The organism is Granulicella sp. S156 (genome assembly GCF_009766105.1).
Lineage (GTDB): Bacteria > Acidobacteriota > Terriglobia > Terriglobales > Acidobacteriaceae > Granulicella.
In genome coordinates this window covers 112,641-128,936 of sequence record NZ_LMUH01000008.1, presented here as the reverse complement: position 1 = coordinate 128,936, position 16,296 = coordinate 112,641, and the positions used below count along the sequence as shown (strand labels likewise).

Annotated in this window: 12 protein-coding genes; 4 read left to right on the top strand and 8 right to left on the bottom strand. The window is 57.2% G+C overall.

The genetic code is table 11. The features are described from left to right. Positions 1-156: 156 nt before the first annotated feature. Entirely contained in the window at positions 157-1,227 is a 1,071-nt protein-coding gene (locus GSQ91_RS07470; RefSeq protein WP_158820699.1) for a galactitol-1-phosphate 5-dehydrogenase, read from the top strand. Further along, positions 1,224-2,030, top strand: coding sequence for an SDR family NAD(P)-dependent oxidoreductase (locus GSQ91_RS07465; RefSeq protein WP_158820697.1), 807 nt, complete (start codon positions 1,224-1,226; stop codon positions 2,028-2,030). Before GSQ91_RS07470 ends, GSQ91_RS07465 begins: the two co-directional genes overlap by 4 nt. A 154-nt stretch (positions 2,031-2,184) precedes the next feature. Here the strand turns inward: GSQ91_RS07465 and GSQ91_RS07460 are convergent, their stop codons facing one another. The 4 genes from GSQ91_RS07460 to GSQ91_RS07445 form a co-directional block, all read right to left on the bottom strand. Further along, complete coding sequence (locus GSQ91_RS07460) at positions 2,185-3,453, bottom strand: MFS transporter (protein ID WP_158820695.1); 1,269 nt, start codon at positions 3,451-3,453, stop codon at positions 2,185-2,187. 88 nt (positions 3,454-3,541) lie between these two features. Then, entirely contained in the window at positions 3,542-4,051 is a 510-nt protein-coding gene (locus tag GSQ91_RS07455; RefSeq protein WP_158820693.1) for a hypothetical protein, read from the bottom strand. A gap of 26 nt (positions 4,052-4,077) precedes the next feature. Continuing rightward, positions 4,078-5,043 (bottom strand): VOC family protein, encoded by a 966-nt coding sequence (locus GSQ91_RS07450; RefSeq protein ID WP_158820691.1) that lies wholly within the window; start codon positions 5,041-5,043, stop codon positions 4,078-4,080. A gap of 10 nt (positions 5,044-5,053) precedes the next feature. After that, a complete protein-coding gene (locus GSQ91_RS07445) occupies positions 5,054-7,462 on the bottom strand; it encodes a glycoside hydrolase family 2 protein (RefSeq protein ID WP_158820689.1) in 2,409 nt (802 codons plus the stop codon). A gap of 329 nt (positions 7,463-7,791) precedes the next feature. Here GSQ91_RS07445 and GSQ91_RS07440 point away from each other — a divergent pair, with 329 nt between their 5' ends. Continuing rightward, the gene (locus GSQ91_RS07440; RefSeq protein ID WP_158820688.1) at positions 7,792-8,637 is read left to right on the top strand and encodes an aldo/keto reductase; all 846 of its coding nucleotides are present in this window, start codon (positions 7,792-7,794) and stop codon (positions 8,635-8,637) included. A 46-nt stretch (positions 8,638-8,683) separates the two neighbouring features. Here GSQ91_RS07440 and GSQ91_RS07435 read toward each other — a convergent pair whose 3' ends face one another. Further along, positions 8,684-9,562: an alpha/beta hydrolase gene (locus GSQ91_RS07435; RefSeq protein ID WP_158820686.1), complete on the bottom strand. Its 879-nt coding sequence runs from the start codon at positions 9,560-9,562 to the stop codon at positions 8,684-8,686. Positions 9,563-10,236: 674 nt separating this feature from the next. On the opposite strand from GSQ91_RS07435, the gene GSQ91_RS07425 reads away from it, so the two are divergent. Then, positions 10,237-12,405, top strand: a complete 2,169-nt coding sequence (locus GSQ91_RS07425; RefSeq protein ID WP_254064408.1) for a glycoside hydrolase family 2 TIM barrel-domain containing protein — start codon at positions 10,237-10,239, stop codon at positions 12,403-12,405. Between the two features lie 38 nt (positions 12,406-12,443). Here GSQ91_RS07425 and GSQ91_RS07420 read toward each other — a convergent pair whose 3' ends face one another. The 3 genes from GSQ91_RS07420 to GSQ91_RS07410 form a co-directional block, all read right to left on the bottom strand. Continuing rightward, entirely contained in the window at positions 12,444-13,316 is an 873-nt protein-coding gene (locus tag GSQ91_RS07420; protein ID WP_158820680.1) for a TIM barrel protein, read from the bottom strand. A 23-nt stretch (positions 13,317-13,339) separates the two neighbouring features. Beyond that, entirely contained in the window at positions 13,340-14,167 is an 828-nt protein-coding gene (locus tag GSQ91_RS07415) for a sugar phosphate isomerase/epimerase (protein ID WP_158820678.1), read from the bottom strand. A gap of 341 nt (positions 14,168-14,508) precedes the next feature. Further along, a complete protein-coding gene (locus GSQ91_RS07410) occupies positions 14,509-15,435 on the bottom strand; it encodes a hypothetical protein (protein ID WP_158820676.1) in 927 nt (308 codons plus the stop codon). Between the last annotated feature and the right edge of the window lie 861 nt (positions 15,436-16,296).

Sequence of the window (16,296 nt, the reverse complement as noted above, 5' to 3'; positions counted from 1 at the left end):
GCTTTCTTTTCCGGTATGTAAAACTCACAGCCTGCGCACGTTGCAGTGCTACAACAGTGGATGAGTCTGATACGCAGCGCGGCAGCCGAAATCGGAACGCACGGCTGTCTATATTCAATTCAGACATCGAGATGGAAGAACTGAGATCCTATTCCTATGAAAGCTTTGCTTCTCACCGAATACAACCATCTGGAGATGCGGGATTTGCCTGATCCCACTCCGGGGCCAGATGAGCTTCTGATTCAGGTTGCAGCCTGCGGTATTTGCGGCAGCGATGTGCATGGTTATGACGGATCGACAGGCCGTCGAATTCCGCCGATTGTGATGGGACATGAGGCTGCGGGCATCGTGGTTGTGGTTGGGACCGAAGTCAGCGGATTTGCTCCGGGGGACCGTGTGACGTTTGATTCGACGGTTTTTTGCGGAGTATGTGATTACTGCTTGCAGGGCCAGGTGAACCTTTGCGATAAAAGGGAAGTGATTGGTGTCTCCTGCGGTGAGTATCGCCGTGCTGGAGCCTTTGCGGAGCTTCTGACTGTGCCGGCGCGCGTGGCGTACCGGCTTCCGGATAACCTGTCGTATCCGGAGGCAGCGATGCTGGAGGCGGTGTCGGTAGCGCTGCATGGGGTGGCGGTATCGGAGTTGATGGGGAAAGAGGTCGTTCTGGTCATTGGCGCCGGTATGATCGGTCTTCTGCTGTTGCAGGCTGCGCGCGCGGCCGGCGCCTCGCGCGTGTATATCTCGGATGTCGACGAGACGCGGCTGAAACTGGCGGAGGAACTGGGAGCGGATGAGACCTTTCTTGCCTCCGGCACCTCACTAGTTGAAGCGATTCTGCAGAGAACGAATGGACGCGGTGTGGATGTGGTGCTGGAAGCGGTGGGCCGCGACGAGACGATCGCCGCGGGCATCGACTGTGTACGCAAGTGTGGCACTGTAACGCTGGTTGGCAACATCTCCCCACAGGTTACTTTGCCGCTTCAGAAGGTGGTGTCGCGACAGCTCCGTCTCCAGGGATCATGCGCTTCGGCGGGTGAGTATCCGCAAGCGATAGAGATGATTGCAAGGAACGAGATCAAGGTTGCATCTTTAATTACGGCGGTTGCGCCTTTAACCGACGGAGCTTCGTGGTTCGAACGGCTCCATGCGCGCGAGCCCAACCTGATGAAGATCGTACTGGACCCGCGTAACGATTTTTCGACAGAAAGGTTCTCACCTTCACGATGACCTCCACTCTCTTCGATCTCACTGGACAGGTAGCATTGATTACTGGAGCAAGCAGAGGGTTGGGACAGTACTTCGGTCGCGCCCTGGCCAAGGCTGGTGCGGATCTTATTGTTACCAGCCGACACAAGAACGATCTGCTGCCGTTTGTAGCGGAGATCGAGGGTTTGGGAAGAAAAGCCATTCCGCTCGAACTCGACGTGCGAGACCAGGGCAGCATCGAGGCGATGGCCGCCTCGGTGGAGGCGCTGGGACGGGTTCACATCCTTGTCAACAATGCGGGATGCAATGTGCGGAAGCCGGCGTTGGAGGTTACCTGGGATGATTGGAACTTGATTCTGGAGACCAATCTGCGGGGAAGTTTTTTTGTCGCGCAGCAGATTGCGAAACAGATGGTGCCACACGGCTATGGGCGGATCGTCAATATTGGCTCAGTGACAAGCGTGTTCGGCTATGCGGGACTGGCGCCTTATGGCGCGAGCCGCGGCGGCATTCGACAGCTTACGATGAGCCTGGCCGATGACTGGGGACGATACGGCATCACGGTAAACTGCCTGGCTCCTGGCTGGTTTCAGACCGCGCAGAACAAGGTGCTGTACGAGAACCAGGAGTGGGTCGATTACCTGATCGATCGCATTCCATTAAAGCGCCCGGGAGAGCCGCACGATCTGGATGGGGCTATGGTCTTTCTGGCCTCCGAGGCAAGCCGTTACATGACAGGACAGACGCTCCTTGTCGACGGCGGAATTTCCACCGGGTCGACCCGTGCCAGCGTGCAGCCACCATCCAGGCCGGATGTCGAATGAGCAAGGCTTTGAACTCTGCTTTGGTGGCCTGGTTGAATCCAGACCCTTCCGATCTGTGCCTCTACAAAAGTTTGCACAGCTCGACTCCACGATAAGAACAGTTCGATGACACGCTCTAACGCCGCGTGGCCTCTGTACCGATGGATAGACTACTTTAGGAAGCAGGCTCCGGCGCGATCTGTTCGATCTTGCCGAGCAGAAAGAGATAGCTGCTGATGCCTAGGAGCAAATAAATTGCAGAGATGCCAAACGCCCACGAATAAGATTTTGTTTCGGCAACAACGTAGCCTGTGATGATCGGAGCGGCGATTCCGGAGAGTTGATTCGATAGATTGATGATGCCGCCTACAGTTCCAACGCTGCCGCGCGGAGCGATCATCGACGGTATGGACCAGCCGATGGGTGAGGCTGCGGCAAGTCCACCGATGGAGATGCTGATCCAGATCAGCGCACGAACGGCTGTATGCGCGTGAGCCGCGCCAAGAATGCCAAGTCCGAAGGTAGTACCGCTGACGAGAACTGTCTTTCGTACACGGCTTGCGTCCCATCCACGCTGAATGAGTGCATCCGACACCAGGCCCGCCATCAGATCGGTAAATGTGGCGAATAGCCAAGGCACGCTGGTGTAAAGAAAGGAGTGCAGCAGGTCGATATGCAGCGCTGCGGAGAGATAGCTGGGCAGCCATGTGAGTAAGAGGTAGAAGACATAGTTATAGGCTCCGAAACCGATCGCCATCCCCAGAACCTTCCGCTGTCGAATCAGATATCCCAGCGACGCTTTCGATGGCTCTGGATTGTGCGCAAGAGTGATCTGCGAGCCCTCCGCAATGTATTGCCGCTCGCTATCGGTCAGCGTCGTTTCGGCGTTGGGATCGCGATAGATCTTTGAGAACAGAGCGAAATAAAGCAAGCTGACCAGGCCGGTTGCGGCGAAGCTCCACCGCCAGCCAAACTTCAGTAGCAGTACCCCAATGAGAGGTACACCGATAGCCGATGCGAGCTTGGCGGAGGCATCGAAGATAGAGGTGGCAAAGCTTCTCTCTTTGGAGGGAAACCAAAGGCCGATTGCCTTGGCATTCGCCGGGAAGGTTGGTGATTCGCCCACGCCGAGAAGCAACCGCGCTGCAAAGAACCCTGGGATGCTCGGTGTCACTGCTGCACCGAAGGAGGCTATGCTCCAAAGCAGCGTGCTGATACGTCCTACACGCCGTACGCCAAAGCGATCGAGAAGAACTCCGACCGGCAACTGGCACATCGCGTAGGTCCAGTTGTAAGCTCCGGAGAGATAGCCGAAGGTGATGTTTGAAATGCCAAAGGTGGTGTAAAGCGCAGCGTGCGAGACCGAAAGATTTACTCGGTCAAAGTAGTTGACGAGGACGCCAAACCCAAGGAGACATGCGATGCGCCAGCGGTGCCGTGGCAACCGGTCGTGGCGAGTCGAGTTAGGGAAGGTTGTCAGAGATCGTTCCGGCTTTCAGTTGCACGAGACGTATGGACGCTCATGAACCCAACTAAAGTTTCGCCTTGAGCTTCGACAAACCCTCACGCGAGATCTCCGCATCGTCCTCGGATTTACCTCCGCTGAAGGCAGCGATTACATAACCCGTTTTACCGCGTGCGATCACACCGCCATTCCAGCCGAATTCTCCGGTCATGGGTGGCCTGATTCCGCTCCCGCTGTCTTTGAGGGTATCAGCCATCTCGGAGGCCTTGGCATAGGCGATGGCCAGCAGATTTGAACCTTTGTCGGTCGCCGTCGGGAGGTCCTTATACCGGCCTACCACGATCATCTTCGAACTCCATGCCTGAATCGTGTCGCCCTCGAAGTACGCCACTACGGCAACTCCGCCAATACCCATCGTCTGGGCCTTGATCTTCATGGCGGCAAGAGCCTGATCGGCAACCTCGTCGAAGCTGCTCGAGGCCTTTGCGGTCTGTGAGGCATCCGGGCCGGTCTGTGCGACAACAAGTGCAGGCGAGACCAGAGACGCCACCAGTAGTGCAACTATGTATCGCTTCATCTTTCCTCCGAGTTGAAAAACTTCGCTTACCATGCATCCGAGGGAGCTGGTTGCTTGCCTGTGTAAGGCGAGCAGCACGGGGTCTTGACGGGCTTGAACTCCATAAACTCGACCCTCGTGTCGTCAGGATCAATGAGGTCAAGTTGCAGTTTGCCGTCGACTCCCAGCACCTGCGGGTTTTTACCTGCGGTAGGTTTCCATCCGCGCTGTTCCAACCGCTTCTGCAACTCCGCTACGCTCACCACGCCAGGGGCGATATGGTCTGCGTTACCAAGCTGCGCATGTGGAGGATTGGCAGGCAGGTTCAGCATGTACTCGATCCAATCGGTGCCGTTGGGCACCTGCATCATGACCCAGTCGACATCTCCCGCCTTGGCGCCCCCCTGCCAATACAGGTGAAATCCGAGTTCGTCTTTATAGAAGCGGTCGAGCGCGGCGCGGTTGTGCACGACATATCCCGCGTGCATGATGTGCGTGCTTAGGCGGCGCGCGAGTGCTGCGGGCGGTGGCGACGGGAGGCGTCGTCCCTGTTGAGTGAACTCGACCAAGTTGCCTTCGGGGTCATGCACGCGGAAGCTGTGGCTGCCATCCCGCCCGACGGTCACCGAAGGAGGCACCGCTACGCCCTTGCCTGCGAGAAGCCGCCGTAGACCCTCCGCATCGTCGGTTGCGAAGCCTACAAGATCGAACCTGTGCGCCTGTCCCGGTACCGGAGGGGGCACCAACTCGACGTATTGCTCGTGGTTCGCATAGAAACGGAGCCCAGGCTCCGACCCAGTCGCAGGCACAGGCTGCCAACCGAGCAGATCAGCGTAGAACTGACGTGAATGCGGGATGTCTTCGGCATAGAACGTTACATGCGAGATGCCTGTGATGGCCGGCGCCTGCTGCGCAAATGCCACTCCCGCCAACAGAAGAGGGAACACCGCGAGCATAGAACCCGCACTACGCCAATAAGTATTCCTGAAAGCAAGCATCTTGGCCTTGGTCATGCAGGTCCCCCTAGACCAGTTCTGCTGGAACAGCGGTGAGATGGAACTCAATCGTTTGGGAGCCAAGCCGAGGATGTATCGCGGTCAACCGCACGCTGCCTGCCTGTGTCTTCGCGCGAATCCAAACCGCGCCGGTTCCGCCGATCAGAGCGAAGGGGTTATCGCCGATCAGTGTTGCAGGACCCTCGAGTTTGAATACGATGGGATCGTTGGCATAAGTCCGTATGGCTCCGAACTCGTCCGTGACCCGCATGACAACTCGCGTTGTGTCGGCTCCGTCGGCATGGAGCGCCGTATCGTCGGGGAGCAGAGAGAACTTCTGGTCGACACCCAGCCCGGAAAGGGTTTTTGACGCGACCTGCTTGCCCTGCAAATATCCATCGATCTTGAGATCGCCCCAGACGTGCCGGTGAGGTTGCTGCAATTTCGTCCGGTCGAGAATGAATGGCGGATACTTCAGATATTGAAAATTCGCACGGTCCGGATCGAGTTCCGTGATCAACTCCCATGGATTGCCCACCAGGCTGTTGCTGCGTTGGTAAAACTTCAGGTGGTCGCAGTTCGAACAGACGACGGCCTCGGTGAAGGAGGTCGATTCGTCGCTGTTGGCCCAGTGGAAGGCCGGCTCGAGGACGATTTCTTCTGACGGATCGCACTGTGATTTATAGAAGCCAGCGGCGGGCTTGGGCTCGCGGAAGATGTCCGTAACACCGTGATAGCAGATACGGTCGCCCGCGCCGAAGTTTGCATGGGTGTTGTAGTCGAAGGCGCACCAGCCGATGCCGCCCGCGTATTGCGGATCGGACGCGAGCTGATTATGGATGCGAGCATGGCGCAGCGTGTGTTCGCGCTGCCGCTCATCATCATCCGTTGTTTTGGTCGGGAACGTATGGCCGACGAATTCGGTATTGAGATATCGGGGATGGTTCGGCTTTCTTAGTGGAAAGCCGAAGTCATTGATCGTGAAGACATCTTCCAGTAACTCCGAGTCCTTGAAGTTGCGGATGCCGCCTGTCTGCCGCGTAGGGTCGAGTGCGTGCGCGAGAGCATTGGTACGGGTATAGAAGCTATGGTCGTCTGGAGACTCGTTGATGCGCACGCCCCAGAGAATGATGGCCGGATGGTTCCAGTCCCGCCGCACCATGCGTCCGACGTTGTCGATGGCCAGGAGCTTCCACGGCTCGGGGCCGATGTGCTGCCAGCCTGGAATCTCCTCGAGCACCAGCAGGCCGATCTCGTCACAGCAATCCAGGAAGTGTCGCGACTGAGGATAATGAGACGTTCGCACAATGTTGCAGTGCAGGTTGTGGCGAAGGATCTTCGCGTCTTGGCGCTGAACCCGGGCGGGCATCGCCTGGCCGGCGAAGGGAAAGGTCTGGTGGCGGTCGAGGCCGCGCAGCTTAATAATTTTCCCGTTCAGCGAGAAACCGTGATCGGTGAAGATCGCCTCGCGGAAGCCGATCCGGCGAGTGTCTTCATCGATGACAACTCCAGCGCGCAAGAGACGCACACGGACTGTATATAGGTTTGGGCTCGCCAGATCCCAGAGCTTCACTCCATCGATCCCCTTGAACGATATCGTCTGTTTTCCGGGATCGTTTACCGTCTCAGTGCTCAGGTAAACAGGAGCGCTCGTAGCCGGATCATCCGCCGCGTCAGGATCGCTTGCAGACGATACTCTGAAGGATCGGTTCGCTTTTGCGAGAGAGCGTTCGCCGTCAAGCAGTTCTGCTTCGAGCACGAGATCTCCGTGAGGGGCGATGCCTGCGAGGAAGCAGTCCACGTCGAGCGCCGGCTTGCCACTCAGCACGTCTTTCGGGTGCGCAAAGATGTTGTCAAGATAGAGAGCGGGCACCACGCGCAGGGAGACCTCGCGGTAGATACCGCCGAAAGTCATGTAGTCGATTTCGTAGCCGAACGGTGGGATATCGCTCCGCTCCGTTGAATCCACCTGCAGGGTCAGGACATTTTCCAGGTCCTTGTGCAAGTGTGGTGTCAGCTCAAAGGAAAACGGAGTGAAGCCGCCCTTGTATTCGCCGAGTGGGACGCCGTTGATCCATACTGTCGAGGCAGTCATGACACCTTCGAAGTCCACGAAGATGCGTTTGCCTTGAGTGTCAGGCGGCGTTCTGAAGCGGCGCCGGTAGGTTGAGATGAACTCGTAGTCTTTATCGTCGAAGCTGTGCCAGGGAAGGCTGATGTTCGTGTGCGGAATCACGACCTCTTCGAAGCGAGAGTCATCGAACTCCGGGACTTCGGCTCCAGTGACCTTGCTGGGGTGGTATCGCCAGCCACGGTTAATGGGGAGAACTAATCGCCCGCCCACTGTGGGCTTCTCCTCGGAGAAAGCTGAAATGCCCGGCAGTGTCGAGGCCGCCAGCAGCGTGCCCGTCCGTTGGAGGAAAACACGTCTATCCATAAGGTTCGTCATCCTAAGATTTGCCTGAAATGTATCTGGACACACAACGTCAAAAAATAATACGGCAGATACTTTAGCCGCCCCTCTTGATCGAGGGGGACGGTGAAGACCGTACTACTGATCAAAAGCCACGCTACTCCTAAAAAGTGGAATGCGAATCCGTCGAAAGTAGGAGTGAACGACGAGTCACTGCAAGGTAGTATTCCTCATGTGCGGGTATTGGATATTTCGATAACACGTTTCCTGGACCGGTGCCACGCAAGCGATCTGTCCTTCCGGATTTCTGTCCGCATAGTTCCGTGCTTCCATCTTGTACCACGAGCCACGCCATGACCGAATCTTACGTTGAATCCGCTCCCATCCACATCTTGCCGCGCTGGTCTTTGCGCAACCCTCCGTTTCCAATCACGGGGCGACGCCTTGCTCTCGGTCTTGGCCTGATTGGTATCGGTAAGCCATGGGGCCACACCGACGATACGGTTCCTCCCGAGACGCAGGTTCAACAGCTTCTCGAAAGCGCATTTACGCTTGGCATCCGCTACTTCGATACCGCGCCTTCATACGGTGTCAGTGAGCAGCGGTTCTCCGGCTTTCTCGCAAGTCTCCCGCCTGCGCAACGCGCCTCCCTGACCGTTGCTACCAAGTTTGGCGAGCATTGGGATCAGAGTCGCCAGCAGTCCTTCGTCGATCATCGTTACGACGCTCTTGCACGGAGCCTCGATGAGAGCCTCGAACGTCTCGGCCGAATCGACCTGTTGCAGCTCCATAAGACAACGCCGGAGGCTCTGCGCAGCCGCGACGTCGAGCGCGCTATGGATTACGCCTGCTCCCTCGGTATCCCTAATCTCGGCGCCAGTGTCAGCGACCTCGAGTCCGCGGATCTTGCACTCTCCATTCGGGGCTTTTCAGTCCTTCAATTCCCGTTCAATCCGGCTTCGGTGCAGTTCCGCGAAATCGCCCGTCGCGCTACCGCCAGCGGTTTGCTTGCCGTCAGTAACCGTCCTTTCGGCATGGGCAGGCTACTCTACGCCGTGCAGCCGTTTACACGTGAGGCCGCCTTCGACTTCCTCAAAGGGCAATCCTTCGACGGCATCGTTCTGACTGGAACCAAATCGATCGAGCACCTGCGCCAGAACTGGGCGGCCTTCCACATTGTTGGAAGCGAGCGGCCATAACCCTCTTGCCATGCCACTCGTCGGCTCGTTGGCTAGTGTTGCCCCATTACTTCAAAAGCCCTTGCCCCCTCATCCATTCGAGAAAAAGCTCCGGCCAGTCTGCGACCGGCTTGGTGTTGCTGTCACGAATACCGAACCCGTGCCCCATGCCCGCATAGATGTGCAGCTCCGCCGATACGTGCAGCCGCGCCAAAGCCAGATAGAACTCCGCCAGCCCCTGCGAGATGTTCACTCTATCCATCGCTCCACAAGCGAGGAAGGCCTTTGGCGTCTGCGTCGTCAGTCGCGGCTCCTGCGGAATCGCTGGATAGAGCAGCGCCTGAAAGTCCGGCTTCGAGCTTACTCGCTCCACAGGATCTTCCGCGCCGGGGCGACCGGTATCGTAGCGAGTGCTTGCCAACTCCGCCAGCTCGCCACCTGCTGAAAATCCCATCACGCCGATGCGCGCCGGATCGATTCCCCAACGGCTGCTTCGACTCCGTACGACGCGAATCGCACGCTGCATATCTTCCAACTCCGTCCCTTCGACGGTGTAGGAAGATCCCTTCTCCCGCGCCAGCCGGTATTTCAGTACAAAGGCTGCAACCCCGTGCCCGCTCAGAAACTCCGCCACGCGGAAGCCCTCATGGTCGATCCAGAGCTCGCTGTGTCCGCCACCCGGCGCCAGAATCACGGCCGCACCTGTGGCAGTCTGTAGCGACGGTAGATAGAGCGTGATTGAAGACTCAGCAACATGGGTGATGACGTGGTCGCCTTCCGAGGAGATCCGCACTGTCTCAGGCCTTGCATCGACCTGCACCCCCGGTACTCCTTTCGGCCATAACTTAACTACCACATGGTCATCGGTATGCTGGGCGCACGCGGCGATGCTCGCTACGCCAACTAGAACGCCCGTCAACCACTGCAACGTGAACCGTCGTGTCATCTAGCGCTCGATTCTAATTTCGTACTAGGTAGTCGTGACCGTCCGCCGGAGAATGCGCCGCCGCACCGAAGCTCAATCGTAAAGGGAGCCATACCGGCCTGATTCTGCTGCGGACTCTGCGCTCCAGCGCGAGTCGCGTTGATAGCAGCGACCTGAAGTCCCGCCGCCGTTAAGAATCCGAGCCAGATTGCCCGCCACGTCGTCATGCTGTTGCCTCGCTTAGGACTGCTTCTTGAATGCGCATCAAGCCTACTCGCTCGCCACATCGATACGAATCCGCCTTTCGGCGGATTCGCAGCAATCGATTTTCGCGATAAGCTTCTCTGCCAGAAGTGAACCAGAGAAAGGCCCCACGATGTCACCTATCACCCGCCGAGACTTTCTTAGTGATGTAGCGATGGCCGGAGCCGCTTCCGCCCTTCGGCTCGACGCCTCTTCCGACACGAACCATGAATCGCTGCCGGAACGCCGCGCGAACTTCGACCGTGGATGGCGTTTTCTGCTCGGCGACTCCGCAGGCGCGCAGGCACCCGACTTTCAAGACGAGGCCTGGCGCCGTCTCGACCTCCCCCATGACTGGAGCATCGAAGGAAGCTTCGACGAAAACGCTCCCGCCAAGGGAAATGGAGCCTACCTGCCTACCGGCATCGGCTGGTATCGCAAGGCACTTCATAGTGCCCTCCTCGGCGCATGGCAGACGCATCGCTCTTCAGTTTGCCGGGGTCTATCAACGGAGCGAAGTGTGGATCAACGGCATCTCGCTGGGCATGCGTCCTTACGGCTTCATCAGCTTCTCTTACGATCTCACGTCACATCTTGCGCCACCGGGCAAGCCCAACTGCCTCGCAGTGCGCGTCGACAACTCTCTCCAGACCAACTGCCGCTGGTACTCCGGTTCCGGCATCTACCGTCACACCTGGCTCCGGATCACCGATCCAATCCATATCGTCGAGAACGGTATTTATGTCCGCACGCCGTCCATCACACGCGGAAGCGCCACGATTGAGGTCACCACTCATCTGCGTAACGACAGCGTCCATGATGCCGGCCTCGAACTGACGACCGAGATTCTCTCGCCTGACGGCGAGGCCGTTCAGCAGATCACAACGCCGCACACCCTCGGCAAGGATGCCGAGACAACGGTGGTTCAGACGCTCACCGTGGCCTCCCCGGCGCTGTGGTCCACAACTACGCCGCGCCTCTATTGTGCCCGCTGCACCGTGCGCTCCCGCGGTACGCAAATCGATCAGGACTCTGCCAACTTCGGGATCCGGCATGTTGCCTTCGACGTCGATCGCGGTTTTCTGCTCAATGGCGAACACGTCAAGATGAACGGTGTTTGTATTCACGGCGACGGCGGCGCGGTTGGCACAGCGGTACCCGAGCGGCTATGGGAGCGCCGCCTTGAACTACTTCAGCAAATGGGCTGCAACGCTATCCGGCTCAGCCATAACCCACCCGCACCGGAGCTGCTCGACATGCTCGACCGCATGGGATTTCTGGTGATGGCCGAGGCGTTCGACGAGTGGCGGCACGCGAAAGGGCAGACGCCGACCTATGGGTACCACAGATACTTCGATGAGTGGTCGGAGCGCGACCTCACCGCCATGATCGAGCGCGACCGCAACCACCCGTCCATCGTGATTTGGAGCGCCGGTAATGAGGTTCCCGACCAGACTGCTCCTGACGGCCCTGCTACCCTCCAGCATCTCATCGAGATCATCCACAGCAAGGATTCCACGCGGCCCATCACCGTCGGCTGTGATCAGATCGCCGCCGAGCCCAAGGCTGCGCCTCCGGACTTTCTGGATAAGCTCGATGTCGTCGGATATAACTATGTGGACCGCTGGCGCGACCGTCGCGAGAAGTATTCCAGCATCGACAGGCAGGCCTCTCCGCAGCGTCGTTTTATCGGCACCGAGAGCTCTGCACTGCGCGGCGCACGCGGCGTCTACTTTACCGAGCAGCCGATCGACGACATCCTGGAACGGCCAACGAATAATCTCATCCAGGTCGAGCAACAGCAAAAGTTTGTCCAGACCTACGACTACGTGAGCGGCGACTTTCTTTGGGTTGGTATCGATTATCTCGGTGAAGCGAAGTGGCCGAACAAGCTTGCCGTGAGCGGCGCACTCGATACCTGCGGTTTTCTAAAAGATAGCTTCTATTTCTACCAAAGCATCTGGACGAAGCAACCCGTCTTGCATCTACAGCCCCACTGGAACTGGCTCGGCAAAGAGGGCAAGGTGATACCCGTCACGTGCTTCACAAACTGCGAGACCGTAGAGCTGTTTCTGAACGGCGAAAGCCTCGGCACAAAAGGCTATAGCTTCCCGCGACCCGGTATGGTCGGACATTATGGCAATTACCCGCCGGGTGCCAATGTGCTCCAGACTACCGCAGACCTGCACCTCACATGGGATGTGCCCTATATGCCTGGAACCATCACAGCGAAGGGCATTAAGGATGGCAGGGCTATCGAAGCCGTTGAGGTTCACACTACCGGAGCACCTGCGAAGCTAGCGCTTATGAATGATCGGCAACGGCTCCGCACCACGCCGGATGATGTAGCTCATATCACCGTCGCCGTGCAGGACGCACAAGGCCGCATTGTTCCTACTGCCGATAACGCAATGACCTTCTCGCTTACGGGCGCTGGTCACATTCTTGGCGTTGACAATGGCCAACCCGACAGCCATGAGCCTTATAAAGCCAGCAGTCGACGGGCCTTCAATGGCCTGGCTCTCGTTCTCGTCCAATCGAACGGACGTCCCGGACAGATCACACTCTCGGCATCTTCGCCGTCGCTTGTTTCTGCGCAGATCAGCATAGAGACGAATTAGCTTCATCTCCAGCCGCAGATGCAGTCGGATCTTCTGGATTATTGCTTCATAGCTCGCAGCGCTTCCATCCGTGACTTTTTCAGGGATGCTACGGGCTCTTCGGTCGGGTAGTACTCCATCGCAATCCAATGGCTGTAGTTGAACTCGGCCAGTTTACGATAGATCGACTCGTAGTCGATCTCGCCCGTCCCCGGCTCATGCCGTCCCGGCACATCGGCCACATGCACCAGGCCTATCCATTCGATGTTCTTCTCGAGTTTTTCGATCAGGTTCCCGAAGCTCCGCTGCTCATGGTAGAAGTCGTATAAAACCTTCACATTCGAGCTGTTGACTGCCTGCACAATATCGAAGCCATCCGTCACAGACGCCAGATCGATGGTCGGATTCTCCAGCAGATCGATCGGTTCAATCACGATGTCGATCTGCTCTTTTGCCGCTCTCTCGGCTGCCCACTTAAGATTATCGATGGATGTCTGCCGCTGCACGCCGTCGCGCAGCCCCTCTACCCGTTTGCCCGAGAGCAGAATAATCTTCGAACACTCCAGTTCCTTCGCCGCCCTCATCTGTTCAATGAACTGCGTACGAAACGTCTCTGTCTGCGCCGGCACCGCGAATCCTGCCTTCACTCCGCTCATAGCATCAAAGATCATCCCGAGGCGGCGCATCCTCGCCATGGTGGCTGCTCTCTCCGTGGGCGACCAGCTCTGAAACTCACCCACCAACTCAACGCCTTGGTACCCCGCTTCGGCCACCCATTCCAGGCATTGGTCGAACGGTGCCTGCTTCTCGAGTGCCCACAGCATGAAGGAGAATCGCACTTTGTTTGCCGCGCCAACGCTCTGCGCGGCCACAGGCCATGTCGACGCCAGAGCCGCTCCCACACCCATCTTTCCAAACTCTCTACGATTCATTCGTCCCTCCGCAGCTCGCGTATCTATAAGGTACGCAGATACTGATAATCAACTTTTATCGCCGCGAGCGCAGGCATGTCGAGGAACGGCGGCTCCTGCTCCACGTAGTAGTCGTGGATGCCTGCCTCGGCCGCCGCAAGAAGGATCGGCTTGTAGTGGATATGTCCACGTCCCAGTTCCACACCCTGCGGCCGCTCATCCTTTGCGAGCGATGTGCTCGGCCCCGTCGTCGCAACAAAATCCTTCACGTGCAGCATCCGATAGCGTCCCGGATAGTGGCGGAAATACTCAATCGGGTTGAATCCGGCCGCCACTATCCAGCCGCAATCCAGCTCAAAAGCTACCAGCTCCGGGTCCGTATGCTTCAGCAACACGTCGTACCCAATCCTGTCGCCGTCCAACTTGCGGAACTCAAAGTTGTGGTTGTGGTAGGCATACTGAAGTCCCACGGCCTTTGCCTTGCGTCCCAGATCGTTGAGCCGGTCCGCCATTGTGCGGTAATCATCGAGTGTTTGATCTCCGCTCTTAGAAAACAGCGCCGAGCTCACTACATACCGTGCACCGACGACGTGTGCATCCTCGAAGAGTGGACCCAGTTCGTGGTTTCCCACCGGCAGGTGCGTGCTCGGACACACCAACCGTGCCTGATCGAGCTGAGTACGAAACGCCTTGGCGGTCAGCCCCGCAAATCCTGCCGTCTCTACCCGCTCATACCCAAGCGCCCTAATTTGCCGCAGTGTCCCGGGAACGTCCTTCTGTAGATCGTCGCCTACACTATAAAGCTGTAGCCCAATCGGGACCTGTAGCAGCGGTAACCGCGCTGGCTGCGTCCGCGCCAAACGCGTGCACATAACTGCAGCTCCAACCTGCACAAATCGACGCCGTGAGATCAAGTTCATAAGCTCCTGGTATCCCTCCTGCCTTTGGCGACCACGTTACACCAGTCATGCATTTATGCGAATCCTCCAAAAGTAGGAGCGTGACTGTTTCACAGTTCGGCAATTTGTTGCAGCTGTAAGTGAGAGACAACGATCCACGCCCTGGACCTGGAACAGAACTTCACCGAATTGTGCGCTGCAGGGACTCTAAATACTCCTGTAGGGGCCTCCGTTCCAAATTGCTAACGAGAAGAGCGGCCGCTCGGATGAATTCGAGGTGCGAAACCAAGATATCTCGTTTGGTTTCGAACCTTTCAGGCGCTGTGGGGGTAGGGAAGCGATGGTTGGCCATCGCCGTCTTCAGGTGCTTCAAGGAAGGCATCGAAGAGGATGGAATATAGACCGTGCCTGCTCGATAGTTTCACTCGTTGTGTTCGTAGATATTCAAAGCCAAACGGAGAACAGCGCTCCGCTTCGTTTACAAACCCAGGAGAAAAGAATTCACGTGAGTCTGCTACGGCCCCAATGATGAGCGATCGCCAACTCATCCTCAGCAGTTCCTTTAGTTCCTTAGTACCGTTGGGCAGGCGGTCCATTCGAGCCCCTACCTGCTCGCTGAAGTTTAGGAGCTGAATCACGAGGCGATCCAGTGGTATGCCGAGTGTAGCCGCGCGCGAAAACAATGTAGCCGAGCCACGCCGCATATCCTCACGCACGTCCTGCAAATCGTCCCCCAATTGGAGTAACACGCCCCATTCGAATGAAAATCTTCTTTCTTCCCCGGTGAGCCATCCATGAGCCATGCAGGCGTCGGCCAATACGGAACTGCCACCTTTCGCGCAACTCATCCGCAATACCTCGTCATCACTGCTCTGGCCACAGTGCCCTAGTTGAGCGATACTTTCCTCCTGCGCTCGATGGATTGCCAGCAAGCAGTCAAACACCTGGGGGTAATGCAGGCGAGGGTATTGGCCTTCGATCAATTGAACCAATGTCCATACTGCTGCCTCCCGATCCCCCTGGGCAGGAATCCTCTCACCACGCAACCGGTTTCTAAAACGCTGACTGAACTGCAGCTTCGCCTCAGCAGAGATGTCCGCACGGTCTAAATAATTATCACTATAGGGATATAGGAGGCTGTATCCCAGGATAGATGGCGTAATCCCAATTCGCTCGCCGAGCAGCGGCTGCAATCCGCATGCGGTCCAGGCATTGCGGCACGCCTGAATAATGTCGGCCATGCTCAAGCTCGCGTCGAACTGTCTTGCCCACCGTGCAAGCCTTGTAGCGACTGGTAAGAAATCGTTTGTGAGGAGATGCACTGCAGTCTCCCCCAGATCTAGCGCAATCGTCGAAAATTCTGCGAATGACGCTACGATTCGAGCCTGTGCCTCTATGCGCTCTGCTCTGGTCCGAGGATTTTTCTTTACCTCCCGCTCAACAGCTCGCAAGGCTTCATCGTATGCTTTCTCTCTTCTCAGCTGTTCCTTCCGTCCGTACTGCGGCCCTCCCGGTACCGAGAGGGCCGCAGTGGCATTCCAAACCTCGATGGTCTGTGCGACTTGAGCTTCGACCCATGACCAACTGTAAAGTTGCTGCATCCTCCTCATACTACGCATGACAGAGTCAAAGAGTTCCCCTCCTCGATGTGACGCAACTCAGCATAGAACTCCCGTTGATGTGGCTTAGCCAACGCTAGGGGTTCACGGAAGTGGGACCAGCTTTATGAACGTCGCCTTCTGACCTTCTGCACGTCCCGTTGGCAATAGATTGACCCCAAGTTCAAATCTCCGAATCACTCATTGAGCACTCAAAGTCATCGGAATTCTAATTGTTCGGATTCAGTGGGCATGGGCGGTTTTCGGAGGGTCATCAAGTTTTCACAAACGCACAAACTCTTGAGCCAACTGAACTAATTCCCGAAGTGAAACATTAGGCACGTTAATATACGGTGTCTTGCACAGGCGTAGCACTCTGGATGACTTAGGGTTGGATCATCTTTGGTCTTGCAGGGCAGTTGTCCTGCCATCTAAAAGTAGCTATCCAGCCCACCACCTATAGGTTAGTGCTCGATGATCGCTTCACGATTCCGATATTGCGCG